A 17669-nucleotide genomic window follows, 5' to 3' on the forward strand; every position below is an offset into this window, starting at 1 on the left:
TACGTAGAGTCGAGCTTGCTCGACTGCGGAAAAACGTGCACCAACGGCAGTCGAGCAAGCTCGACTCTACTCAATGTCCGCCGTAGATCCACGCCACGCGTGGATACCGCTCTTCTGTAGCGTCGAGCCATGATCGACTTGCGCGAGAAGCGCGTTGGTTCCCTGTAAAGAGCAGTCGAGCATGGCTCGACGCTACATGGCCTTCTTCGCGCGCAACCTCGCCAACGCCAGATACATCGCCGGGGTCGTGTACAGCGTCAACCATTGGCTGACCAGCAACCCGCCCACAATGGCGATTCCCAGCGGCTGCCGCAGCTCCCAGCCTTCGCCGTTGGCCAGCATCAGCGGCAGCGTGCCCAGCAGCGCTGCCAGCGAGGTCATCAGGATCGGCCGCAGGCGCAACCGTGCGGCTTCCATCACTGAATCCTGCGCGCTCAGCCCGCGCCGCTCGCCGGCCAGTGCGAAATCCACCAGCAGGATGGTGTTCTTCATCACCACGCCCACCAGCAGGAACAGGCCGAGCAGGGCGATCAGGTTCAGTTCGTTGCCGAACAGCCACAACGCCAGCAGCGCGCCGACACCGGCCGAAGGCAGGGTGGACAGGATCACCAGCGGCTGCAGGAAGCTCTCGTAGAGGATGCCCAGCACCAGGTAGACCGCCAGTGTGGCGCCCAGCACCAGCCATAGCTGGCGCGCGCGCAGCTGATCCAGGCCGCCGGCTTCGCCGGACAGTTTTCCCTGGACCGAACGTGGCAGCATCAGTTTCGACATCGCACCATCGATCGCCTGCGTGGCCTGTTCCAGGCCCACCCCCGGTGCCAGTGCGAACTCGATCCAGATCGAGGCGAACTGCTCGCTGTGGTACACCCGGTCCGGTGCCATGCCATAGCGCCAGCTGGCGATGCTCGACAGCGGAATGCGCTGGCCGTTGCCATCGATCACCTGCAGTCGTGACAGCGTGCCCGGGTCCTGGGTGTGCTTCGGGTCCAGCTCCATCACCACGCGGTACTGGTTGAGGCTGTCGTACAGCGTGGCGACCTGGCGCTGGCTGAAGGAGTTGTTGAGCATGTTGGCCACCGTGCGCAGGTCGACGCCGTGGCGCGCGGCTGCTTCGCGGTCGATATCCAGCACCACCTGGCGCATGCCCGCTTCACCCTGTGCTTCCACGTCCACCAGTTCGGGCAGGCCACGCAGCGCGGCCGCCACCTTCGGCGCCCATTCGCGCAGTGGTGCTGTATCGGCCGACAGCAGCTGGAACTCGTACTTGCCGCTGCTGCCGGCGCCCTCCAGGCGGATGTCCTGGTCCACCCACAGATAGAGATTGCCGCCGGGTAGCTTGGGCAGCCGCGCGCGCAGGCGGTCGATCACCTGCTGGCTGGACACCTTGCGCTCTGCCAGCGGCTTCATCTTGATCATGATGAAGGCGTTGTTGACCCCGTTGCTGCCACCGATGTAGCCGATGATGTCCTCGATGGCCGGATCGGACAGCAACAGCTTCCTGTACGCATCGATCTTCGGTTGCATGGCCTGGAAGGACAGGCCGTCATCGCCGCGCGCGAAGCCGCGCAGCTGCGCGGTGTCCTGCTTGGGCACGATGCCCTTGGGCACCTGCTGGAACAGCCACGTGTTGAGCGCGATGACTGCAACGAACGCCAGCAATGGCCAGCGCAGCCGGTGCAGGCTGGCCTGAAGCGTGCGCAGGTAGGCGCTGCGCCCACGTTCGAACAGCGCATTGCTGCCCCGCTGCCAGCGCGAGGGTTGCTGCGCGGCATCCACGAACAATCGTGCACACAGCATCGGCACCAGGCTCAGCGCGACCAGCACGGAGACCGTCATGGCCGCCACCAGGGTCAACGAGAATTCGCGGAACAGGCGTTCGACGAAGTCGTCCAGGAACAGGATGGAGACGAACACCACGGCCAGTGCAACGTTCATCGACAGCAGCGTGGCACCGACTTCCGATGCACCCCGTACTGCCGCCTGCCAGCGGTCGGCGCCCAGTTCGCGATGGCGGGCGATGTTCTCCAGCACCACGATGGCATCGTCCACCACCAGCACGGCGGCGACGATCAGCGCCATCAATGAAAGCGTATTGAGCGAGAAGCCCATCAGCGCGATCAGCGCCAGCGTGCCGAACAGCACCACCGGAATCGCCACGCAGGGCACCAGCGCTGCACGCCAGTGGCCGAGGAAGCCGAGCACCACCAGCACCACCAGCACGATCGCCAGCACCAGCGTGAGCTCTGCTTCGTGCAGGGTGGCGCGGATCACCGGCGAGCGGTCCATCACCAGCCGCATGTCCACGCCGGAGGGCAACAGCGCATGCAGTTGCGGTAGCTGCGCCTGGATGGCATCAACGGTGGCGATGATGTTGGCGCCGGGTTGGCGGCTGACGATCAGCAGCACGGCGGGGCGTTCGTTGTGGAAGCCGCTGGCGTAACGGTCTTCCACGCCATCGGCAACGGCGGCGACATCGCCCAGCCGCAGCGTGCGGTCGTCGCTGACCTTCAATGCCAGTTCGCGGTACTGCGCGGCCTGGCGCAGCTGCAGCGGCGCTTCCAGCTGCCACTGCTGACGGTCATCGCCCACGGCACCCAGCGGGCGCATGGCGTTGGCGCGGCCGATGGCCTGGGCCACGTCCTCCAGCGCCAGGCCTGCATGGTTCAGTGCATTCGGGTCCAGCGATACACGCACGGCGGGCAAGGCGCTGCCGCCCACCTGCACTTCGCCCACGCCCGGTACCTGCGACAGCTTCTGCGCCAGCACGGTGGAGGCCAGGTCATACAGCTGGCCTGGCGAACGCGTGTCCGAGGTCAGTGCCAGCGCCAGGATCGGTGCCTGTGAGGGATTGACCTTGCGGTACTGCGGCATGCCGGGCATGCCACTGGGCAACTGCCCGCGTGCAAGATTGATGGCGGCCTGCACTTCACGCGCTGCCTCATCGATGTCGCGGCCGAGTACGAACTTCAGTTCGATCTGGGTCTGGCCCTGGGTGCTGGCCGAGTCGATGCGTGAGATGCCGGGCAGGCTGCCCAGTGCGCGCTCCAGCGGCGTGGCGACGGTGGCTGCCATCGACTCGGGCGAGGCGCCGGGCAGGCTGGCACTGACTTCAATGGCGGGGTAATCGACCTGTGGCAGCGGCGCCACCGGCAACAGGCGCAATGCCAGCAGGCCGGCCAGCACCAGCGCCACCGCCAGCAGGATCGTCGCTACCGGGCGCTGCACGCAGGCCTGCGCCAGGCGCGCGATGGGGGTCACGCGCGCGCCTTGTCAACGGCCACCGGGGACGTCGCACGGCCACGCTGCAGGCGATCAAAGGCCAGGTAGATCACCGGCGTGGTGAACAGGGTCAGTACCTGGCTGACCAGCAGCCCCCCCACCATCACCCAGCCCAGTGGCTGCCGCAGCTCGGCGCCGGAACCACTGGCCAGCATCAGCGGCACTGCGCCGAACAGCGCGGCCAGCGTGGTCATCAGGATCGGCCGGAAACGCAGCAGCGCGGCCTGATGGATCGCCTCGCGCGGTGACACGCCGCGTGTGCGCTGCGCGTCCAGCGCGAAGTCGATCATCATGATCGCGTTCTTCTTCACCAGGCCGATCAGCAGCACGATGCCGATCACCGCGATCAGGTCCAGGCTGCGTCCGCTTACCCACAGTGCCGCCAACGCACCGACGGTGGCCGAGGGCAGGGTGGAGAGGATGGTGATGGGGTGGATGAAGCTCTCGTAGAGCACGCCCAGCACGATGTACATCACCACCACCGCGGCCAGGATCAGCCACAGTGTGGACGACAGCGAGCTGCTGAAGGCCGCTGCGGCACCCTGCAGGCGAAGTTCGATGCTCTGCGGCAGGTTCACCTGTGCGCGCGCGGCGTGCACAGCCTCCACCGCTTCGCCCAGTGATGCGCCCGGGGCAAGGTTGAACGACAGCGTGGCCGCCGGGAACTGGCCGACATGGTTGCGCAGCAGGGCGGTCGGGCCCAGATCCACGCGTGCCACCGCACCCAGCGGCACGGTCTGCCCACTGCTGCTGCGCACACGCAGGCCCGTGATCGCCTCCGGCCCGGGCTGTCGTGAAGGATCGGCCTCCAGCACCACCCGGTACTGGCTGGCCTGGGTGAAGATGGTCGAAATCTGGCGCTGCCCATAGGCGTCGTACAGCGCATCGGCTACTGCTTCCACGCTTACGCCCAGGCGCGCCGCCGCATCGCGGTCGATCGCCACGCGCGCCTGCCGGCCCTGCATCTGCAGATCGCTGGCGACATCGCGCAGTGCAGGTTGCTGGCGTAGCGCCTGCAGCAGCTTCGGGGTCCAGCGTTCCAGTGTTTCAAGATCCGGCGTGGTCAGGGTGAACTGGTACTGGGTGCGGCTGATGCGGTCTTCGATGCCCAGCTCCTGTACCGGCTGCAGGTACAGGGTGATGCCGGGGATCTTCGACACGCGCTGTTGCAGGCGCGCCATCACCACGGCGGCGCCATCGCGGTCGCCGTGCGGTTTCAGCTCGATCAGCAGGCGGCCGGTATTGAGCGTGGCATTGTTGCCGTCCACGCCGATGTAGGACGAGACGCTGGCCACCGCCTCGTCGGCTTCGATGGCCGCCGCCAGCGCCTGCTGGCGCTCGCGCATGGCCTGGAATGAGATCGCCTGCGGCGCTTCGCTGATGCCCTGCACCAGGCCGGCATCCTGCACCGGGAAGAAACCCTTGGGCACGGCGAAGTACAGCGCCACGGTCAGTGCGAGGGTGGCAACGGTGGCCAGCAACATCAGCGGCTGGCGCTGCAGCACCCAGCGCAGCTGGCGGTCGTAGAGGCCGATGACGCGGTCGAAGACATCGGGCGCATGTGCAGTCTTCGCGTGCGGCTTCAGGAACCGCGCGCACAGCATCGGCGTCAGCGTCAGCGAGACCACCAGCGAAATGCCGATGGCTACAGCCAGTGTCACTGCGAACTCATGGAACAGTGCACCCACCAGGTCGGCCATGAACAGCAGCGGGATCAGCACCGCGATCAGCGAAACAGTCAGCGACACCAGGGTGAAGCCGATCTCGGCTGCGCCTTTCAGCGCTGCATCGCGGGGCCTTTCACCTTCCTCCAGATGGCGGGCGATGTTCTCCAGCATCACGATGGCGTCGTCCACCACGAAGCCGGTGGCGATGGTCAGCGCCATCAGCGTGAGGTTGTTGAGCGAATAGCCGGCCAGCAGCATGACCGCGAAGGTGCCGATGAGCGATAGAGGCACTGCGACGCTGGGAATGAGCGTGGCCGGCAGATTGCGCAAGAACACCCAGGTGACCAGCACCACCAGGCCAATGGCCAGTACCAGCTCCTTCTGCACACCGCGCACCGACGCGCGGATCGATTCGGTACGGTCGCTCAGTACATTCATCTGCACGCCGGCGGGCAGCGTGGCCTGCAGCTGCGGCAGCAGCGTACGCACCTGCTCGACCACGGCGATCACGTTGGCGCCGGGCTGGCGCTGGATGTTCACCAGTACTGCCGGCGTGGTACCGCTCCACGCAGCCAACTGGCGGTTCTCGGCGCCATCGGTAATGGTGGCTACATCGCCCAGCCGCAGCGGCGCGCCGTCGCGCCAGGCCAGTACCAGGGCGCGGTACTCATCCACGCTGCGCATCTGATCGTTGGCATCGAGCATCACCGCGCGGATCGGGCCGTCGAAACTGCCCTTGGGCAGGTTGACGTTGGCGGCGGCGATGGCGGTGCGGATGTGGTCCATGCCCAGGTTGTTGGCGGCCAGCGCCGCTGGATTGACCTGGATGCGCACCGCCGGGCGCTGGCCACCGGCCAGGCTGACCAGGCCGACGCCGGGCAACTGCGCCAGGCGCTGGGCGATGCGCGTATCCACCAGATCGTGCACCTGCGGCAGCGACAGGCCTTGCGAGGTCACCGCCAAGGTCAGGATGGGGGTGTCGGCCGGGTTGACCTTGCGGTACACCGGCGGCACCGGCAGGTCCCCGGGCAGGAAGCTGCCCGCCGCGTTGATGGCGGCCTGCACGTCCTGCTCGGCCACACCCAGCGACACCTCCAGCCCGAACTGCAGGGTAATGACCGAGGCGCCACCGGAACTGGTCGACGACAGTTGTTTCAGGCCGGGAATCTGGCCGAGCTGGCGCTCCAGCGGTGCGGTGATGGTGCGTGTGGTCAGTTCGGGGCTGGCCCCCGGATACAGCGTGGTGATCTGGATGATCGGGTAATCGACCTGCGGCAGCGCCGCCACCGGCAGCAGGCGATAGGCCAGCACGCCGGACAGCAGCAGCGCCACCATCAGGAGAGTCGTTGCGACCGGGCGCAGGATGAACGGGCGCGAGAGGTTCATGCGCCGGCCTTGGTCGCGACCTCCTCGGTGATGATCTCCACCGCCGTGCCGTCTTCCAGCCCGTCGATGCCTTCGATCACCACCTTGTCCCCTGCGGCCAGCCCGGAGCGCACGGCCACGCGTCCATCATCGGCCGGACCGAGCACCACGGTGCGGCGCTGTGCCTTGCTGTCCTTGTCGACGATATGCACGTAGTTGCCTTGGCTGCCGAACTGCACGGCGGCATCGGGAATAAGCAGCGCGGGCTGCTCGCCCAGCTGCAGGCGGACGTTGACGAACTGGTTGGGGAACAGCGCCAGATCGTGGTTGGCGAAGTGCGCACGCAGTTTCAGCGTGCCGGTGGTGGTATCGATGCGGTTGTCGACGCTGGACAGCGAGCCGCGGGCCAGCTGCCGGCGTTCTTCGCGGTCCCAGGTTTCCACCGCCAGTGCCGGTTGCGCCTGCACGGCATCGAGCAGCGCAGGCAGCTCGGGTTCGGGCACGGTGAACAGCACGCTGATCGGTGCGGTCTGTGCCAGCGTCACCAGGCCTTCGGCATCGCTGGCACGCACCAGGTTGCCCACATCCAGCCGGCGCAGCCCGACGCGGCCACTGACCGGGGCGGTGATGCGGGTGTACTGCAGCTGCAGGCGCGCTTCATCAACAGACGCCTGATCGCTGAGGCGGCGGCCCTGCAGCTGGCGCACCTTGCTCTGCTGGTCGCTCAGTTCCTGCCCGGACACGTAGTTCTGCTTCTGCAGTTCGCGGTAGCGCTGCAGCTGGCGCTCGGCGTTCTCCAGCTCGGCCAGGTTCTGCTGCTGGGTACCCCGGGCCTGTGCCAGCTTCACTTCATACGGGCGCGGGTCGATCTGCGCCAGCAGATCGCCGGCCTTCACCTGCTGGCCTTCCTGGAAATGCAGCCGCAGCAGTTCGCCATCCACGCGGCTGCGTACCACCACGCTGTGCAGCGGGGTGACCGTACCGACCGCCTTCAGGCGCAGCACCAGCGGCTCGGCGCTGGCGCGTGCCACGCGTACCGGCACCGTCTTGCCCGGGACATCGTCGCTGCTGCCGGCGCCGTTCCGGGGCCACAGCCACCACGCCAGAACGGCGACGAGGGCGATGGCCAGCACCGCCCACAACAGGCGGGCACGACGGAAGCGGGAATTTTTGGCGACAGACATGGGGCATCCTGCGCCCTGCGCGCGCAGGGACATGCGGGCCCGTCGGCGCGTTCACGGCACCACGGGCAGCGGGGAGGGAGTGTCTGGCGGGGCCGCGGGCGCGGCGTGGCTGGATGCCATCGCGGCAGCGACGGGGTGACAATGGTAGCCAATCACCCCGGCCAATGCCGCATGACCATGGTCATGCAACGTATTCGGTAGTGCCGGCTGCTGGCCGGCAACCTGCCGGAATCTGCGGGCGTGTGCCGTGTTGCCGGCCCGCGGCCGGCACTACCGTCAAACAATCAATGTACTTCGTCGTGATAGACGAACTTCGGCATTTCCCAGCGGTAGTGGATCGCCAGCAGGCGCAGCGCGAAGCCGCCGCCCAGGCAGCACAGTATCGCGGTGGCGTCGGCCACGCCCCAGTGCAGCAGCAGCAGATACGCCGCGCCAGTCAGCAGCGCGATGATCGCGTACAGCTCCTTCTGGAAGATCAGCGGCACCTCGTTGCAGAGAATGTCGCGCAGCACGCCACCGAAGGCGCCGGTCAGCATGCCGGCGATCAGCACGATCGGCATCGCATGGCCGGCCTCGCGCGCGATCGAGCAGCCGATCAGGGTGAAGGCGATCAGGCCCAGGCCATCGAGCACCAGGAAGGTGCGTCGGAAGTGGTGCATCCAGCGTGCCACCCAGGTGGCGATCAGCGCGGCGCACACGGTGAAGCCCAGGTACTCGGGATGCTTCACCCAGCCCAGCGGGTAGTGCCCGAGCAGGATGTCGCGCAGCGAACCGCCGCCGAGGGCGGTGACGCAGGCGATCATGACCACGCCGAACAGGTCCATGCGGCGACGGCCGGCGGACAGCGCGCCGGTCATGGCTTCGGCGGAAATGGCGATCAGGTAGATGATGGACAGCAGCATGGGACAGGCTCCGGGCGCGGTGGGGCCGGCCATGCGCGACTACCGCCACTGCCTGCGCAATGACGGGATGACGATGACCGGTGCCGCTCCCGCTGTCCTTTTGCCTGAGAGTTCAGCGGCATGGGCCGCGTGCCCCTTCGGCGGATCGTCCCGGGCATGCCCGGTGACCTCTCTCCAGCTCGGCGAGTCGAATGCATGGTTGGTGGGATTCCAGCCCACCGGCCTGAGCGATCATGGGAGCCTGCGCCTTCGGCGGGCGCCAGCGCGGCGCCTCTCTCCTGCATTCGGGCGCCAGTATATCCGCTGCAGTGCAGCACGGCATAATCCGGGCATGGCCCCGTCCCTCCGACCCTGGTTCCTGTACCTGCTCGAATGCCGCGATGGCAGCTATTACGCCGGCATCAGCACCGATGTGGACGCGCGTTTCGCCGCCCACCAGGCCGGCAAGGGCGCGCGCTACACCCGGGCGCGGCCGCCGCTGCGGGTGCTGGCCGTGCGCGAGTACCCGGACCGGGCCGCCGCCTCCCGTGCCGAGTGGCAGCTCAAGCAACAGCCGCGCGAACGCAAGCTGGCCTGGCTGCAGGCCCCGGTCCTGTAGATCCACGCCATGCGTGGATGGGGCACTTGGCCCATGCCATGATCACCCCGCGCCCAGAGCTGGAGACCCGGATGTCCACGATCGCCCTGCTGTTCGCTCTCTCCGCAACAATGAGCCCCACTGCCGATCCGGCTACCATCGCGGCCATTGAAGCCACCTGCCACGATTACGTCGACGGCCAGCTGGAAGCCGACCCGCAGCGCGTCGCGCGCTCCCTGCACCCGGACCTGGCCAAGCGCGCGGTCCTTGGCGATACACCCGACGAACGCCTGGGCCTGCGCCGCATGTCGAAGGAAGAGCTGGTCTCGTTGACGAAGCAGGGCGCGCTGAAGACCCCGAAGGATCAATGGGATCGCCGCTGCACGGTGCTGGACGTGACCGGCAACGCCGCCTCGGTGCGATTGGAAACGCCGTGGTTCGTCGACTACTTCCACATGGGCCGCTTCGACCAGCGCTGGGTCATCGTCAACGCGCTGTGGTACCCGAAGCCGAAGGCAGACGTTCGCTAGCTGTTGATAGTTAAGTTCACGACAGATTTATACTCTTCGGCAACCCTGTCGTAAGTGTGTAACTGATTCCACGATCGTCGAACTCCTTCTGAATCCAAAGAGTTGTCTTCATTGTCAATGTAACGCACATGATGAATAGCTTTTTTGGATTGCCGGAGTTCCAACTGTGAGTCTGCTTCGCCAAGCGACCTTGCGGATCGATGCCGGAGCTCTCAATGACGAAACTAGAGCAGCTGTTGACAGGATGTTCTGGTGCTGCGTTATCGATCAGGGCTGAAAGCGACTCAACGTCATTGGCCGCCATGTTGTACTTGAGTCGATGGGAGTATCTGTTTCTTGCAGTATTTAACTTGTCCAGGGTTTTGAAGATTCCGATCTCAAGGCCGAGATTCCTGGCAATTGCTAGCTTCGTTTTGAATGGAACGAAGTCTATGCCTGCAAATAAGTCATCTGTGTAGGTGCGCTTTGAACACCAGATGTTGATGAACTCCTCCATGATCAAATGGAATTTCAAAGCCACCGCCGCTTCATCGTGAGAATTAAGCATCGAAAGCAGAGTGGCTTGATCAAATATTTCCGCGAAATCACCCCCGACTTCGACGTACTTGTCTGATGATGTGGTTTCCATATCTATCCTCTTCAGTGATTCATCACTTGCTCAGTGCCTCGTGCTTCGATTGGATCGACTCTGAGACGACATGTCAGAAGAACATGTCATTCCATCTACGGGCCGGTGATGGCCGCCACAAGTGCAGACCCTACCGCCTCGGCCGCCGGTCTTCCTGGTCATCACCAAAAATGATGCGCGCGCTGCGCTGGTAGCTCCAGTACGCCACCGCCCAGTTCAGCAGCACCACCACGCGGTTGCGGAAACCGATCAGGAAGAACACGTGCGCGGCCAGCCAGAACCACCAGGCCAGTACGCCTGAAAGCTGCAGCCGGCCCAGGTGCACGATCGCGGCCATGCGGCCGATGGTGGCCAGGTTGCCGAAGTCGGCGTACTTGAACGGACCCGGCGCGGGCTTGCCATGCAGGCGTGCGCGGATCACCTCGGCCACGTACTTGCCCATCTGCTTGGCGGCAGGCGCCACGCCGGGCACCGGTTTGCCATTGGCCTGGTTCAGTGCGGCCAGGTCACCGGCCACGAACAGTTCGGGGTGCCCGGGCAGGGTGAGGTCGGGTTGCACCTGCACGCGGCCGGCGCGGTCCAGCGGCACGTCCAGCGTGCGCGCCAGTGGTGAGGCGGCCACGCCGGCGGCCCAGACCACGGTGCGGGCCGGCACGAACTGCTCACCGAGCTTGAAGCCCTGGCTGTCGATGTCGCTCACCGGGGTACCGGTCAGTACTTCCACGCCGAGTTTTTCCAGCTGCCGACGCGCCTTCAGCGAAAGCACTTCCGGGAACGAGGACAGCACGCGCGGGCCAGCCTCGACCAGCCGCACCTTGGCGCTGGCCGGGTCGATGTGGCGGAACTCATTGCGCAGCGTATGCCGCGCGATCTCGGCCAGGGTGCCGGCCAGTTCGACGCCGGTAGGTCCACCGCCGACCACGGCAAAGCTCAACCACGCCGCTTTCTTCGCCGGGTCCGGTTCGGCCTCGGCGCGCTCGAACGCCAGCAGCAGCTTGCGGCGCAGTGCGATGGCATCGTCCAGCGTCTTCAGCCCGGGCGCATCATCGGCCCACTGGTCGTTGCCGAAGTAGGCGTGGGTGGCGCCGGTAGCCAGCAGCAGGCTGTCGTAGTCCAGCGTGCTGCCATCGGCCATGCGGATCTGCCGGGCCTGCTTGTCGATGGTCACCACTTCGCCCAGGCGGACTTCCACATTGCGCTGGTGGCCGAGGATGTGGCGCAGCGGTGCGGCGATATCCGGCGCGGACAGGCCGGCGGTGGCCACCTGGTACAGCAGCGGCTGGAACAGATGATGGTTGCGGCGGTCGACCAGGGTGATGCGTATGCGCTCGCGGGCCAGGGCACGGGTGGCCCAGAGACCGGCAAAACCGCCGCCGACAACGACCAGGTGGGGAACGCGCTCACGACTCATCGACTCACTCCAGTGGGGGCATTGGGGGAAGCGCCTGGCATCTTCGCACGGCGACTGCCTGTCACGTCAGCGCCCGCGTGGATCGGCGATACTCGGGTTCAGGCAACCGCCCTTGAGGAGCCCATGAGCGAACCGGAAAAGCGCATCGCCCTGTTGATCGACGCCGACAACGCGCCGGCCTCGAAGATCGACGAGGTCCTGGCCGAAGTCGCCCGCTACGGCGTGGCGAACGTTCGCCGTGCTTACGGCAACTGGAAGAGCCCGCGGTTGAAGGGCTGGGAAGCGGTGCTGCACGAGTACGCGATCCGCCCGATCCAGCAGTTCGCCTACAGCAAGGGCAAGAATGCCTCGGACATGGCGATGGTGATCGATGCCATGGACCTGCTGTACGCGCGCAATCTCGATGGCTTCGCCATCGTGTCCAGCGATGCCGATTTCACCCCGATGGTGATGCGCCTGCTGACCGATGGCGTGAAGGTGTATGGCTTCGGCGAGAAGAAAACCCCGGAGCCGTTCGTCAACGCGTGCTCGAAGTTCACCTATCTGGAAGCGCTGGGCCAGACCCATGCCAGCGTGCCGGATACCGAACAGGCTTCCAGCGAACAGGCATCGAACGAGCCTGTTGCCAACGACGATGCCCGGCCACGCAAGAGCGGTGCGGAAATGCGCAGCGACACCCGGCTGGTGAAGATGCTGCGCCGTGCGGTGTCCTCGGCCGAGGGCGAGGATGGCTGGTCGCATCTGGGGCCCGTGGGCAGCCAGATCGGCAACCAGGCGTCGTTCGATCCGCGCAACTACGGTTACGGGAAGCTCAGTGACCTGCTGGCAGCGATCGGCCTGTTCGAGCTGAAGAAGGACGGCAAATCGTCCTACGTGCGCGCACTGCCGAAAAAGAACCGGTAATGCCGGCCGCGGAGCGGAAAGGAACCGGTAGTGCCGGCCGCTGGCCGGCAGCGCGCAGATGCCCGATTCCACATCCGCCAACCACACACCCACTCCGATCAGGCGTATCGTTGCCGCATTGCCAGCAAGGAAAAAAACCGCATGTTGAAGATCTGGGGCCGCCGCAATTCCAGTAACGTCCGCAAGGTGCTGTGGTGCGCCGAGGAAATCGGCCTGCCGTATGAATCCATCGAAGTCGGTGGCAGCCATGGCGGCACGCAGACGCCGGAGTACCAGGCGATGAATCCCAACAGCCTGGTGCCGGTGATCGAAGACCACGGCCTGCCGCTGTGGGAGTCGAATGCCATCGTGCGCTACCTGAGCGCGCGCTACGCGCTGGGCACGCTGTACGCCGAAGACCCGATGGAACGCGCCCAGGCCGAGAAGTGGATGGACTGGAGCACCTCGCGGATGGCGCCGCTGTACACCGACCTGATCTGGGGCATCATGCGCACCGCCCCGGCTGACCGCGACGAAGCGCGCATCAATGCCGCCATCGTGCGTGCCGGTGACTACCTGGCGATGGCCGATGCCACGCTGGCCAGACAGCCGTGGCTGTCGGGCGAGAAATTCGCGATGGGTGACATCCCGCTGGGCTCGCTGATCTATGCCTGGTTCGAACTGCCGATCCAGCGCCCGGAACTGCCGCACCTGGCCGACTGGTACGCCCGCCTGCGCGAACGCCCGGCCTACCAGCGCGGCGTGATGTCGCCGCTGACGTAAGCGGCAGGGCCGTTGGTAGAGTCGAGCTTGCTCGACTGCTTCTGCATGAGGCAGTCGAGCAAGCTCCGGGGGGCGGGGGGGGGGTCGGGGGGGGGCCCCGGCCCGCCCCCCCCCCCCCCCCCCCCCCCCCCCCCCGACTCTACGCAGCATCGGGCAGCACCCTCAATACAGATCCGTCGGATCCACATCCAGCGACCAGCGCGCCTTGCGCGCTTCTGGTAGCGCATACAGCTGCGGCACCAACTGCGAAAGCACCCCATGCAACGGCGGCCGCTGCACGGCGGACAGCAGCAGCTGGGTGCGCTGGTAGCCGGCACGCCGCGGCATCGGCGCCGGCATGGGCCCATAGGCCTCGACCACGTTCTGTTCGCCCAGCAACTGCCGCGCCGCCAGCAGGAACGCGTTGGCATGCTCGACCTGCTGTGCCTCGGCGCGCATCAGTGCCAGATGCGCGAAGGGCGGGAATCCGGCGGCCTGGCGCTGGTTCAATTCGGCCTGCGCGAACGGGTGGTAGCCACCGCTGACCAGGGTTTCCAGCAGCGGGTGCCCGGGATGATGGGTCTGCAGCCAGACCTCGCCAGGATCACGCGCGCGTCCCGCACGGCCGGCCACCTGGATCAACTGCTGCGCCAGTTTCTCGCTGGCGCGGAAGTCGGCGGAGAACAAACCTTCGTCGATGCCCACCACTACCACCAGTGTCAGCTTCGGCAGGTCGTGGCCCTTGGCCAGGATCTGCGTGCCGACCAGGATGCCGGGCTGGTCACCCAGTTTCGCCAGCTGCTGTTCCAGCGCGTCGCGTCGCGAGGTGGTGCCGCGGTCGATGCGCACCACCGGAAAATCGGCGAAGGCGGCGGTGAGGTGCTCTTCCAGGCGTTCGGTGCCGATGCCCTGCGGCTGCAGCGCGAGGCTGCCGCAGGCGGGGCAGGCCAGGGGCGCCGGCTGCCGCGCACCGCAGTGGTGGCACTGCAGGCGACGGCCGCCGCCATGCACGGTCATCGGCGCATCGCAGCGCTGGCATGGCGCGGTCCAGCCGCAGTCGTGGCACAGCAGCACCGGCGCGTAGCCACGGCGGTTCTTGAACACCAGCACCTGCTGGCCACGCTGCAGGTGTTCGCCGATACCGGCCAGTACGTCGGCTGACAGACCGTCATGCAATGGCCGCTTGCGCACATCGAGGATGCGCACGCGCGGCGGCCGTGCATCGCCGGCACGCTGCTTCAGGCGCAGGTGGGCGTAGCGCCCGGCGTAGGCGTTGTGCAGGGTTTCCAGCGAGGGCGTGGCACTGCCCAGCAGTACCGGGATGCCCAAGGCCTTGGCCCGCACCAGGGCGAAATCGCGCGCGTGGTAGCGGATGCCGTCCTGCTGCTTGTAGCTCCCGTCATGTTCCTCGTCGACGATCAGCAGACCGGCCTGCGGCAGCGGCGTGAACACTGCCGAGCGAGTGCCGACAATGACGCGTGCTTCACCACGTGAGGCGGCCGCCCAGACGCGAGCGCGCTCGTTGTCGTTCAAGCCCGAATGCAGCGCATGCACGGCGATGCCGAGGCGGCCGCGGAAGCGTGCCAGGGTCTGCGGAGTCAGGCCGATTTCCGGCACCAGCACCAGCGCCTGCCTGCCCTGTGCCAGGCAATGGATGATCGCCTGCAGGTAGACCTCGGTCTTGCCGCTGCCGGTCACGCCATCCAGCAGGAAGGGCTGGAAGCCGTCGGCGGCGTTGATCGCAGTCACGGCTTCGGCCTGGTCCGGGTTGAGCGTGGGCCCGGGCAGCGGCTGCGCATGCTGCGGTGCCACCGTCATCGCCACGCGCTCGGCCAGTGCACGCTTGGCCAGACTGCGTGCGGCGGTGCGCCAGTCCTCCATGCGTTCGCCCAGTACGTCTTCATCCACCACGGCCTCGGCCAGCAGTTCGGCCAACTGCCGCGGGCGGCTGCCGGCGCGCAGCTTCCCGCGCTGGGCATGGCCTTCGGGTGTCAGCTGCCAGCCCCAGTGATGGGTGTCGGGCAGGGCCTCGCCATGGCGCAGCGGGCCGGGCAGGGCGGTGCTGAGTACTTCGCCCAACGGCGCGTGGGTGTAGCGCGCCAGCCACTGCAGGCTCTGCCACAGCTCACCCTGCAGCAGCGGCTGCGGGTCGCACCAGGCCAACGCCTGGCGCAGGCCCTGGCCGTCGTCGGTCTGGCCGTGCCCCACCACCACACCGACCAGCTCACGGTTGCCGAACGGCACCTTCAGGCGGCAGCCGACCGCAACCGTGGGGGCCACGCCCTCCGGCGACAGGTAGTCGAACAGGCGGGGCAGGGGGACGGGCAGGGCGACCTGCAGGGTCGGAATCGGTGAAAGCATCGGGCCAGTGTACCGGGCCATGCGCGCGCGAATGGCGGGGTGGGCGGCGGCGGGGCGGCGCCCGTTGAATCATAAATGTCACCTAAATATCGGTGTCCATTGGAGATTCAGTCTTATCCACATGTTCTGTGGATAACGCTGTGCGTTACCGGTCGGCGGGCGCGCAGGAGGCCGATGGCGACGGCCTCACGCTCGGGTTGGTCAAAAAATCGCCATACTTTAAAGTCCATCAAAATCAATGATTTAAGTGTGAAACAATGCTGAAACAGAGTGAATTCAGTTGGATGCCACAGTTTCCTGCGCAGGCAGCGTGGTGCTGTGCACAACCTGCAGCACGAAGTGCCTGTGGGCGCAAGTCCTACGGGCGCCGATGGCCTGCCGCTATCATGCGCCCAGACCTTTGGAGTGATCGATGACGGCTGTGCCCGCCCCTGTTTCCTCGACCGCGGCCGGCGCGCTGTCGGCGTTCCTGCGAGGTGTTGAACGCCGCGCCCTGGTGGTGGCTGAACTGCAGTGCGGCGATGCTGCCCGGGCCGAGCAGACCCTGGTGGCGGTGATGCGCGCGTTTGCGGCGGTCGCCAGCGACCTGCCGATGGCGCAGTGGCCAACCCGCTTCTGGACCCTGCTGGCCCAGCGCCAGGCGCTGCGTGAGCCGGCGGGCGGCCAGTGGGAGCCGCCGCTTGCAGCCTTGGGCCAGATGGGACCGTTGCCGCGCCTGGCGCTGTTGCTGCGGGTGGGCGGCAGCCTGGATGAAGGTATCGCCACGCGCGTGCTCGACCAGGACGAAGCCGGCTACCAGCACCTGCTGGCCGATGCCTGCCCGCGTGACGCGCACGGCCAGCCCGATGCATCGGCCTGGCGCCAGCTGGCCGAGCAGGTGCAGCTGCGCATCCGCGATCTGCCCGTCAAACGCCTGCAGCAGCTGCAACAGCCGGCCGCACCGACGACCAGCAGTGAAGCCCCGACCTCCAGCTGGCGCACCCCGCAGCGCGACGAGCGGGCTGCAGCCACTGGCAAGCGCCGCCGCGCCAATGCCAAGCCGCGCTGGCGCGGTCCGTTGATCCTGCTGATAACCGTGGTGGTACTGTTGGCCGCCGCGCTGGGCTGGCGCCATTGGCAGGGACATTCGTTCGGCAGCGACACACCGCTGCCGGAAGGCGTGGTTGGTGAGGCGGGCCCCGTCACGGTGGAAGCACTGCCGCCGAGCAAGGTCAATGCCACGCCGGACGCGACCCCTGCGCAGGCTACGGACGACGCCACGATGCTGGCCGACCGCGACTATCCGCTGGTGGCCGATGCCGATCTGTATGCGTGGACGGCGGCCGGTGGCCCACTGCCGGTGGACGAATCGCAATCCAAGCCGAGCCGGCCCGAGCCGGCAAGCGCCACGCTGGAAACCGCTGCTGCCGATGAATAAGACCCTGTTCGCCAGCCTGCTGCTGGCCCTGCCGTTGTCGCTGTCCGCCGCGCCGCAGACCTTGAACGTGCCGCTGCCGCCGCCAGTGCCGGGCAGTTCACCGGCGGCCCCGGCCACCACAGGTACGACGCCCGCTGCGTTCGCCCAGCTCGATGCCCAGCAGCAGCGCCAGCGCCGCGCCGACTACGCCGCCTGGCGCGCCCTGCCGGAGGGCGAACGCGAGCGGATCCGCCAGGCCGCTGCGCGCTTCAATGCGCTGCCGGCCGACCAGCAGCAACGCCTGCGCCAGCAGTTCCAGGCGCAGGACCAGGCATTCCGCGAAGGCTGGCGGCTGGGCCCGCAACTGGGCCTGGAATTCCCCAAGCTGCACGGCCTGTTCGGCTTCGTGCCGCCGGAGCAGCGCGAGGCCGCGCTGGCCGTGCTGCGCCAGCTCAGCCCGGCGCAGCTGGCCCAACTGACCTTGGTGGCTCAGCGAACACCACCGCAGGAACGCGACACGGTACGCAGCGCGTTCCTCGCGGTGCCGGCCGCCGAGCGCGACACCTGGCTCAAGCGCCAGGCGGGTCAGTAAACCCGAAGGCGTAGCGTCTAGCGGTAGAGTCGACTGTTAGTCGACTTGCGCGCGCAGCGCGGGGTTTTCGCGGCCCTGTATGAAGAGCAGTCGACTGACAGTCGACTCTACAAGGCGTGCGTCTTTCCCGGTA

13 protein-coding genes and 2 riboswitches are annotated in these 17669 nt (G+C 66.9%); of the genes, 6 read left to right on the top strand and 7 right to left on the bottom strand.

From position 1 onward, the window contains the following. Window positions 1-192: 192 nt before the first annotated feature. The 4 genes from V3B46_RS09855 to V3B46_RS09870 form a co-directional block, all read right to left on the bottom strand. The gene (locus V3B46_RS09855; protein WP_329891819.1) at window positions 193-3258 is read right to left on the bottom strand and encodes an efflux RND transporter permease subunit; all 3066 of its coding nucleotides are present in this window, start codon (window positions 3256-3258) and stop codon (window positions 193-195) included. Continuing rightward, window positions 3255-6332 (bottom strand): multidrug efflux RND transporter permease subunit, encoded by a 3078-nt coding sequence (locus V3B46_RS09860; protein WP_329891820.1) that lies wholly within the window; start codon window positions 6330-6332, stop codon window positions 3255-3257. Before V3B46_RS09860 ends, V3B46_RS09855 begins: the two co-directional genes overlap by 4 nt. Beyond that, window positions 6329-7495, bottom strand: a complete 1167-nt coding sequence (locus V3B46_RS09865; protein WP_329891821.1) for an MdtA/MuxA family multidrug efflux RND transporter periplasmic adaptor subunit — start codon at window positions 7493-7495, stop codon at window positions 6329-6331. The genes V3B46_RS09860 and V3B46_RS09865 overlap by 4 nt, the downstream gene beginning before the upstream one ends. Before the next feature lie 284 nt (window positions 7496-7779). Then, on the bottom strand, window positions 7780-8397 hold the full coding sequence (locus tag V3B46_RS09870) for a trimeric intracellular cation channel family protein (RefSeq protein ID WP_005411215.1): 618 nt from the start codon (window positions 8395-8397) through the stop codon (window positions 7780-7782). An 82-nt stretch (window positions 8398-8479) separates the two neighbouring features. Further along, window positions 8480-8585: riboswitch (glycine riboswitch) on the bottom strand. 13 nt (window positions 8586-8598) lie between these two features. Further along, a riboswitch (glycine riboswitch) is annotated at window positions 8599-8688 on the bottom strand. Window positions 8689-8728: 40 nt separating this feature from the next. Between V3B46_RS09870 and V3B46_RS09875 the strand changes: the two genes are divergently transcribed. Next, on the top strand, window positions 8729-8995 hold the full coding sequence (locus V3B46_RS09875; protein WP_005419660.1) for a GIY-YIG nuclease family protein: 267 nt from the start codon (window positions 8729-8731) through the stop codon (window positions 8993-8995). A gap of 71 nt (window positions 8996-9066) precedes the next feature. After that, window positions 9067-9504: a nuclear transport factor 2 family protein gene (locus V3B46_RS09880; protein WP_329891822.1), complete on the top strand. Its 438-nt coding sequence runs from the start codon at window positions 9067-9069 to the stop codon at window positions 9502-9504. Between the two features lie 16 nt (window positions 9505-9520). On the opposite strand, the gene V3B46_RS09885 is transcribed toward V3B46_RS09880, so the two are convergent. Next, a complete protein-coding gene (locus V3B46_RS09885; protein ID WP_329891823.1) occupies window positions 9521-10132 on the bottom strand; it encodes a hypothetical protein in 612 nt (203 codons plus the stop codon). Between the two features lie 130 nt (window positions 10133-10262). Continuing rightward, window positions 10263-11543, bottom strand: a complete 1281-nt coding sequence (locus V3B46_RS09890; RefSeq protein ID WP_329891824.1) for an NAD(P)/FAD-dependent oxidoreductase — start codon at window positions 11541-11543, stop codon at window positions 10263-10265. Window positions 11544-11666: 123 nt separating this feature from the next. Here V3B46_RS09890 and V3B46_RS09895 point away from each other — a divergent pair, with 123 nt between their 5' ends. Both V3B46_RS09895 and V3B46_RS09900 read left to right on the top strand, forming a co-directional pair. Beyond that, complete coding sequence (locus V3B46_RS09895) at window positions 11667-12446, top strand: NYN domain-containing protein (RefSeq protein WP_010481148.1); 780 nt, start codon at window positions 11667-11669, stop codon at window positions 12444-12446. Window positions 12447-12587: 141 nt separating this feature from the next. Then, complete coding sequence (locus tag V3B46_RS09900) at window positions 12588-13208, top strand: glutathione S-transferase family protein (RefSeq protein ID WP_154264569.1); 621 nt, start codon at window positions 12588-12590, stop codon at window positions 13206-13208. Window positions 13209-13370: 162 nt separating this feature from the next. Here V3B46_RS09900 and V3B46_RS09905 read toward each other — a convergent pair whose 3' ends face one another. After that, entirely contained in the window at window positions 13371-15548 is a 2178-nt protein-coding gene (locus V3B46_RS09905; RefSeq protein ID WP_329891825.1) for a primosomal protein N', read from the bottom strand. 412 nt (window positions 15549-15960) lie between these two features. Between V3B46_RS09905 and V3B46_RS09910 the strand changes: the two genes are divergently transcribed. Beyond that, window positions 15961-16965, top strand: a complete 1005-nt coding sequence (locus V3B46_RS09910) for a hypothetical protein (protein ID WP_154264567.1) — start codon at window positions 15961-15963, stop codon at window positions 16963-16965. After that, window positions 16958-17536: a DUF3106 domain-containing protein gene (locus V3B46_RS09915; protein WP_154264566.1), complete on the top strand. Its 579-nt coding sequence runs from the start codon at window positions 16958-16960 to the stop codon at window positions 17534-17536. Before V3B46_RS09910 ends, V3B46_RS09915 begins: the two co-directional genes overlap by 8 nt. The last annotated feature ends 133 nt before the right edge of the window (window positions 17537-17669 follow it).

Source organism: Stenotrophomonas sp. SMYL11, assembly GCF_036320005.1.
Lineage (GTDB): Bacteria > Pseudomonadota > Gammaproteobacteria > Xanthomonadales > Xanthomonadaceae > Stenotrophomonas > Stenotrophomonas maltophilia_A.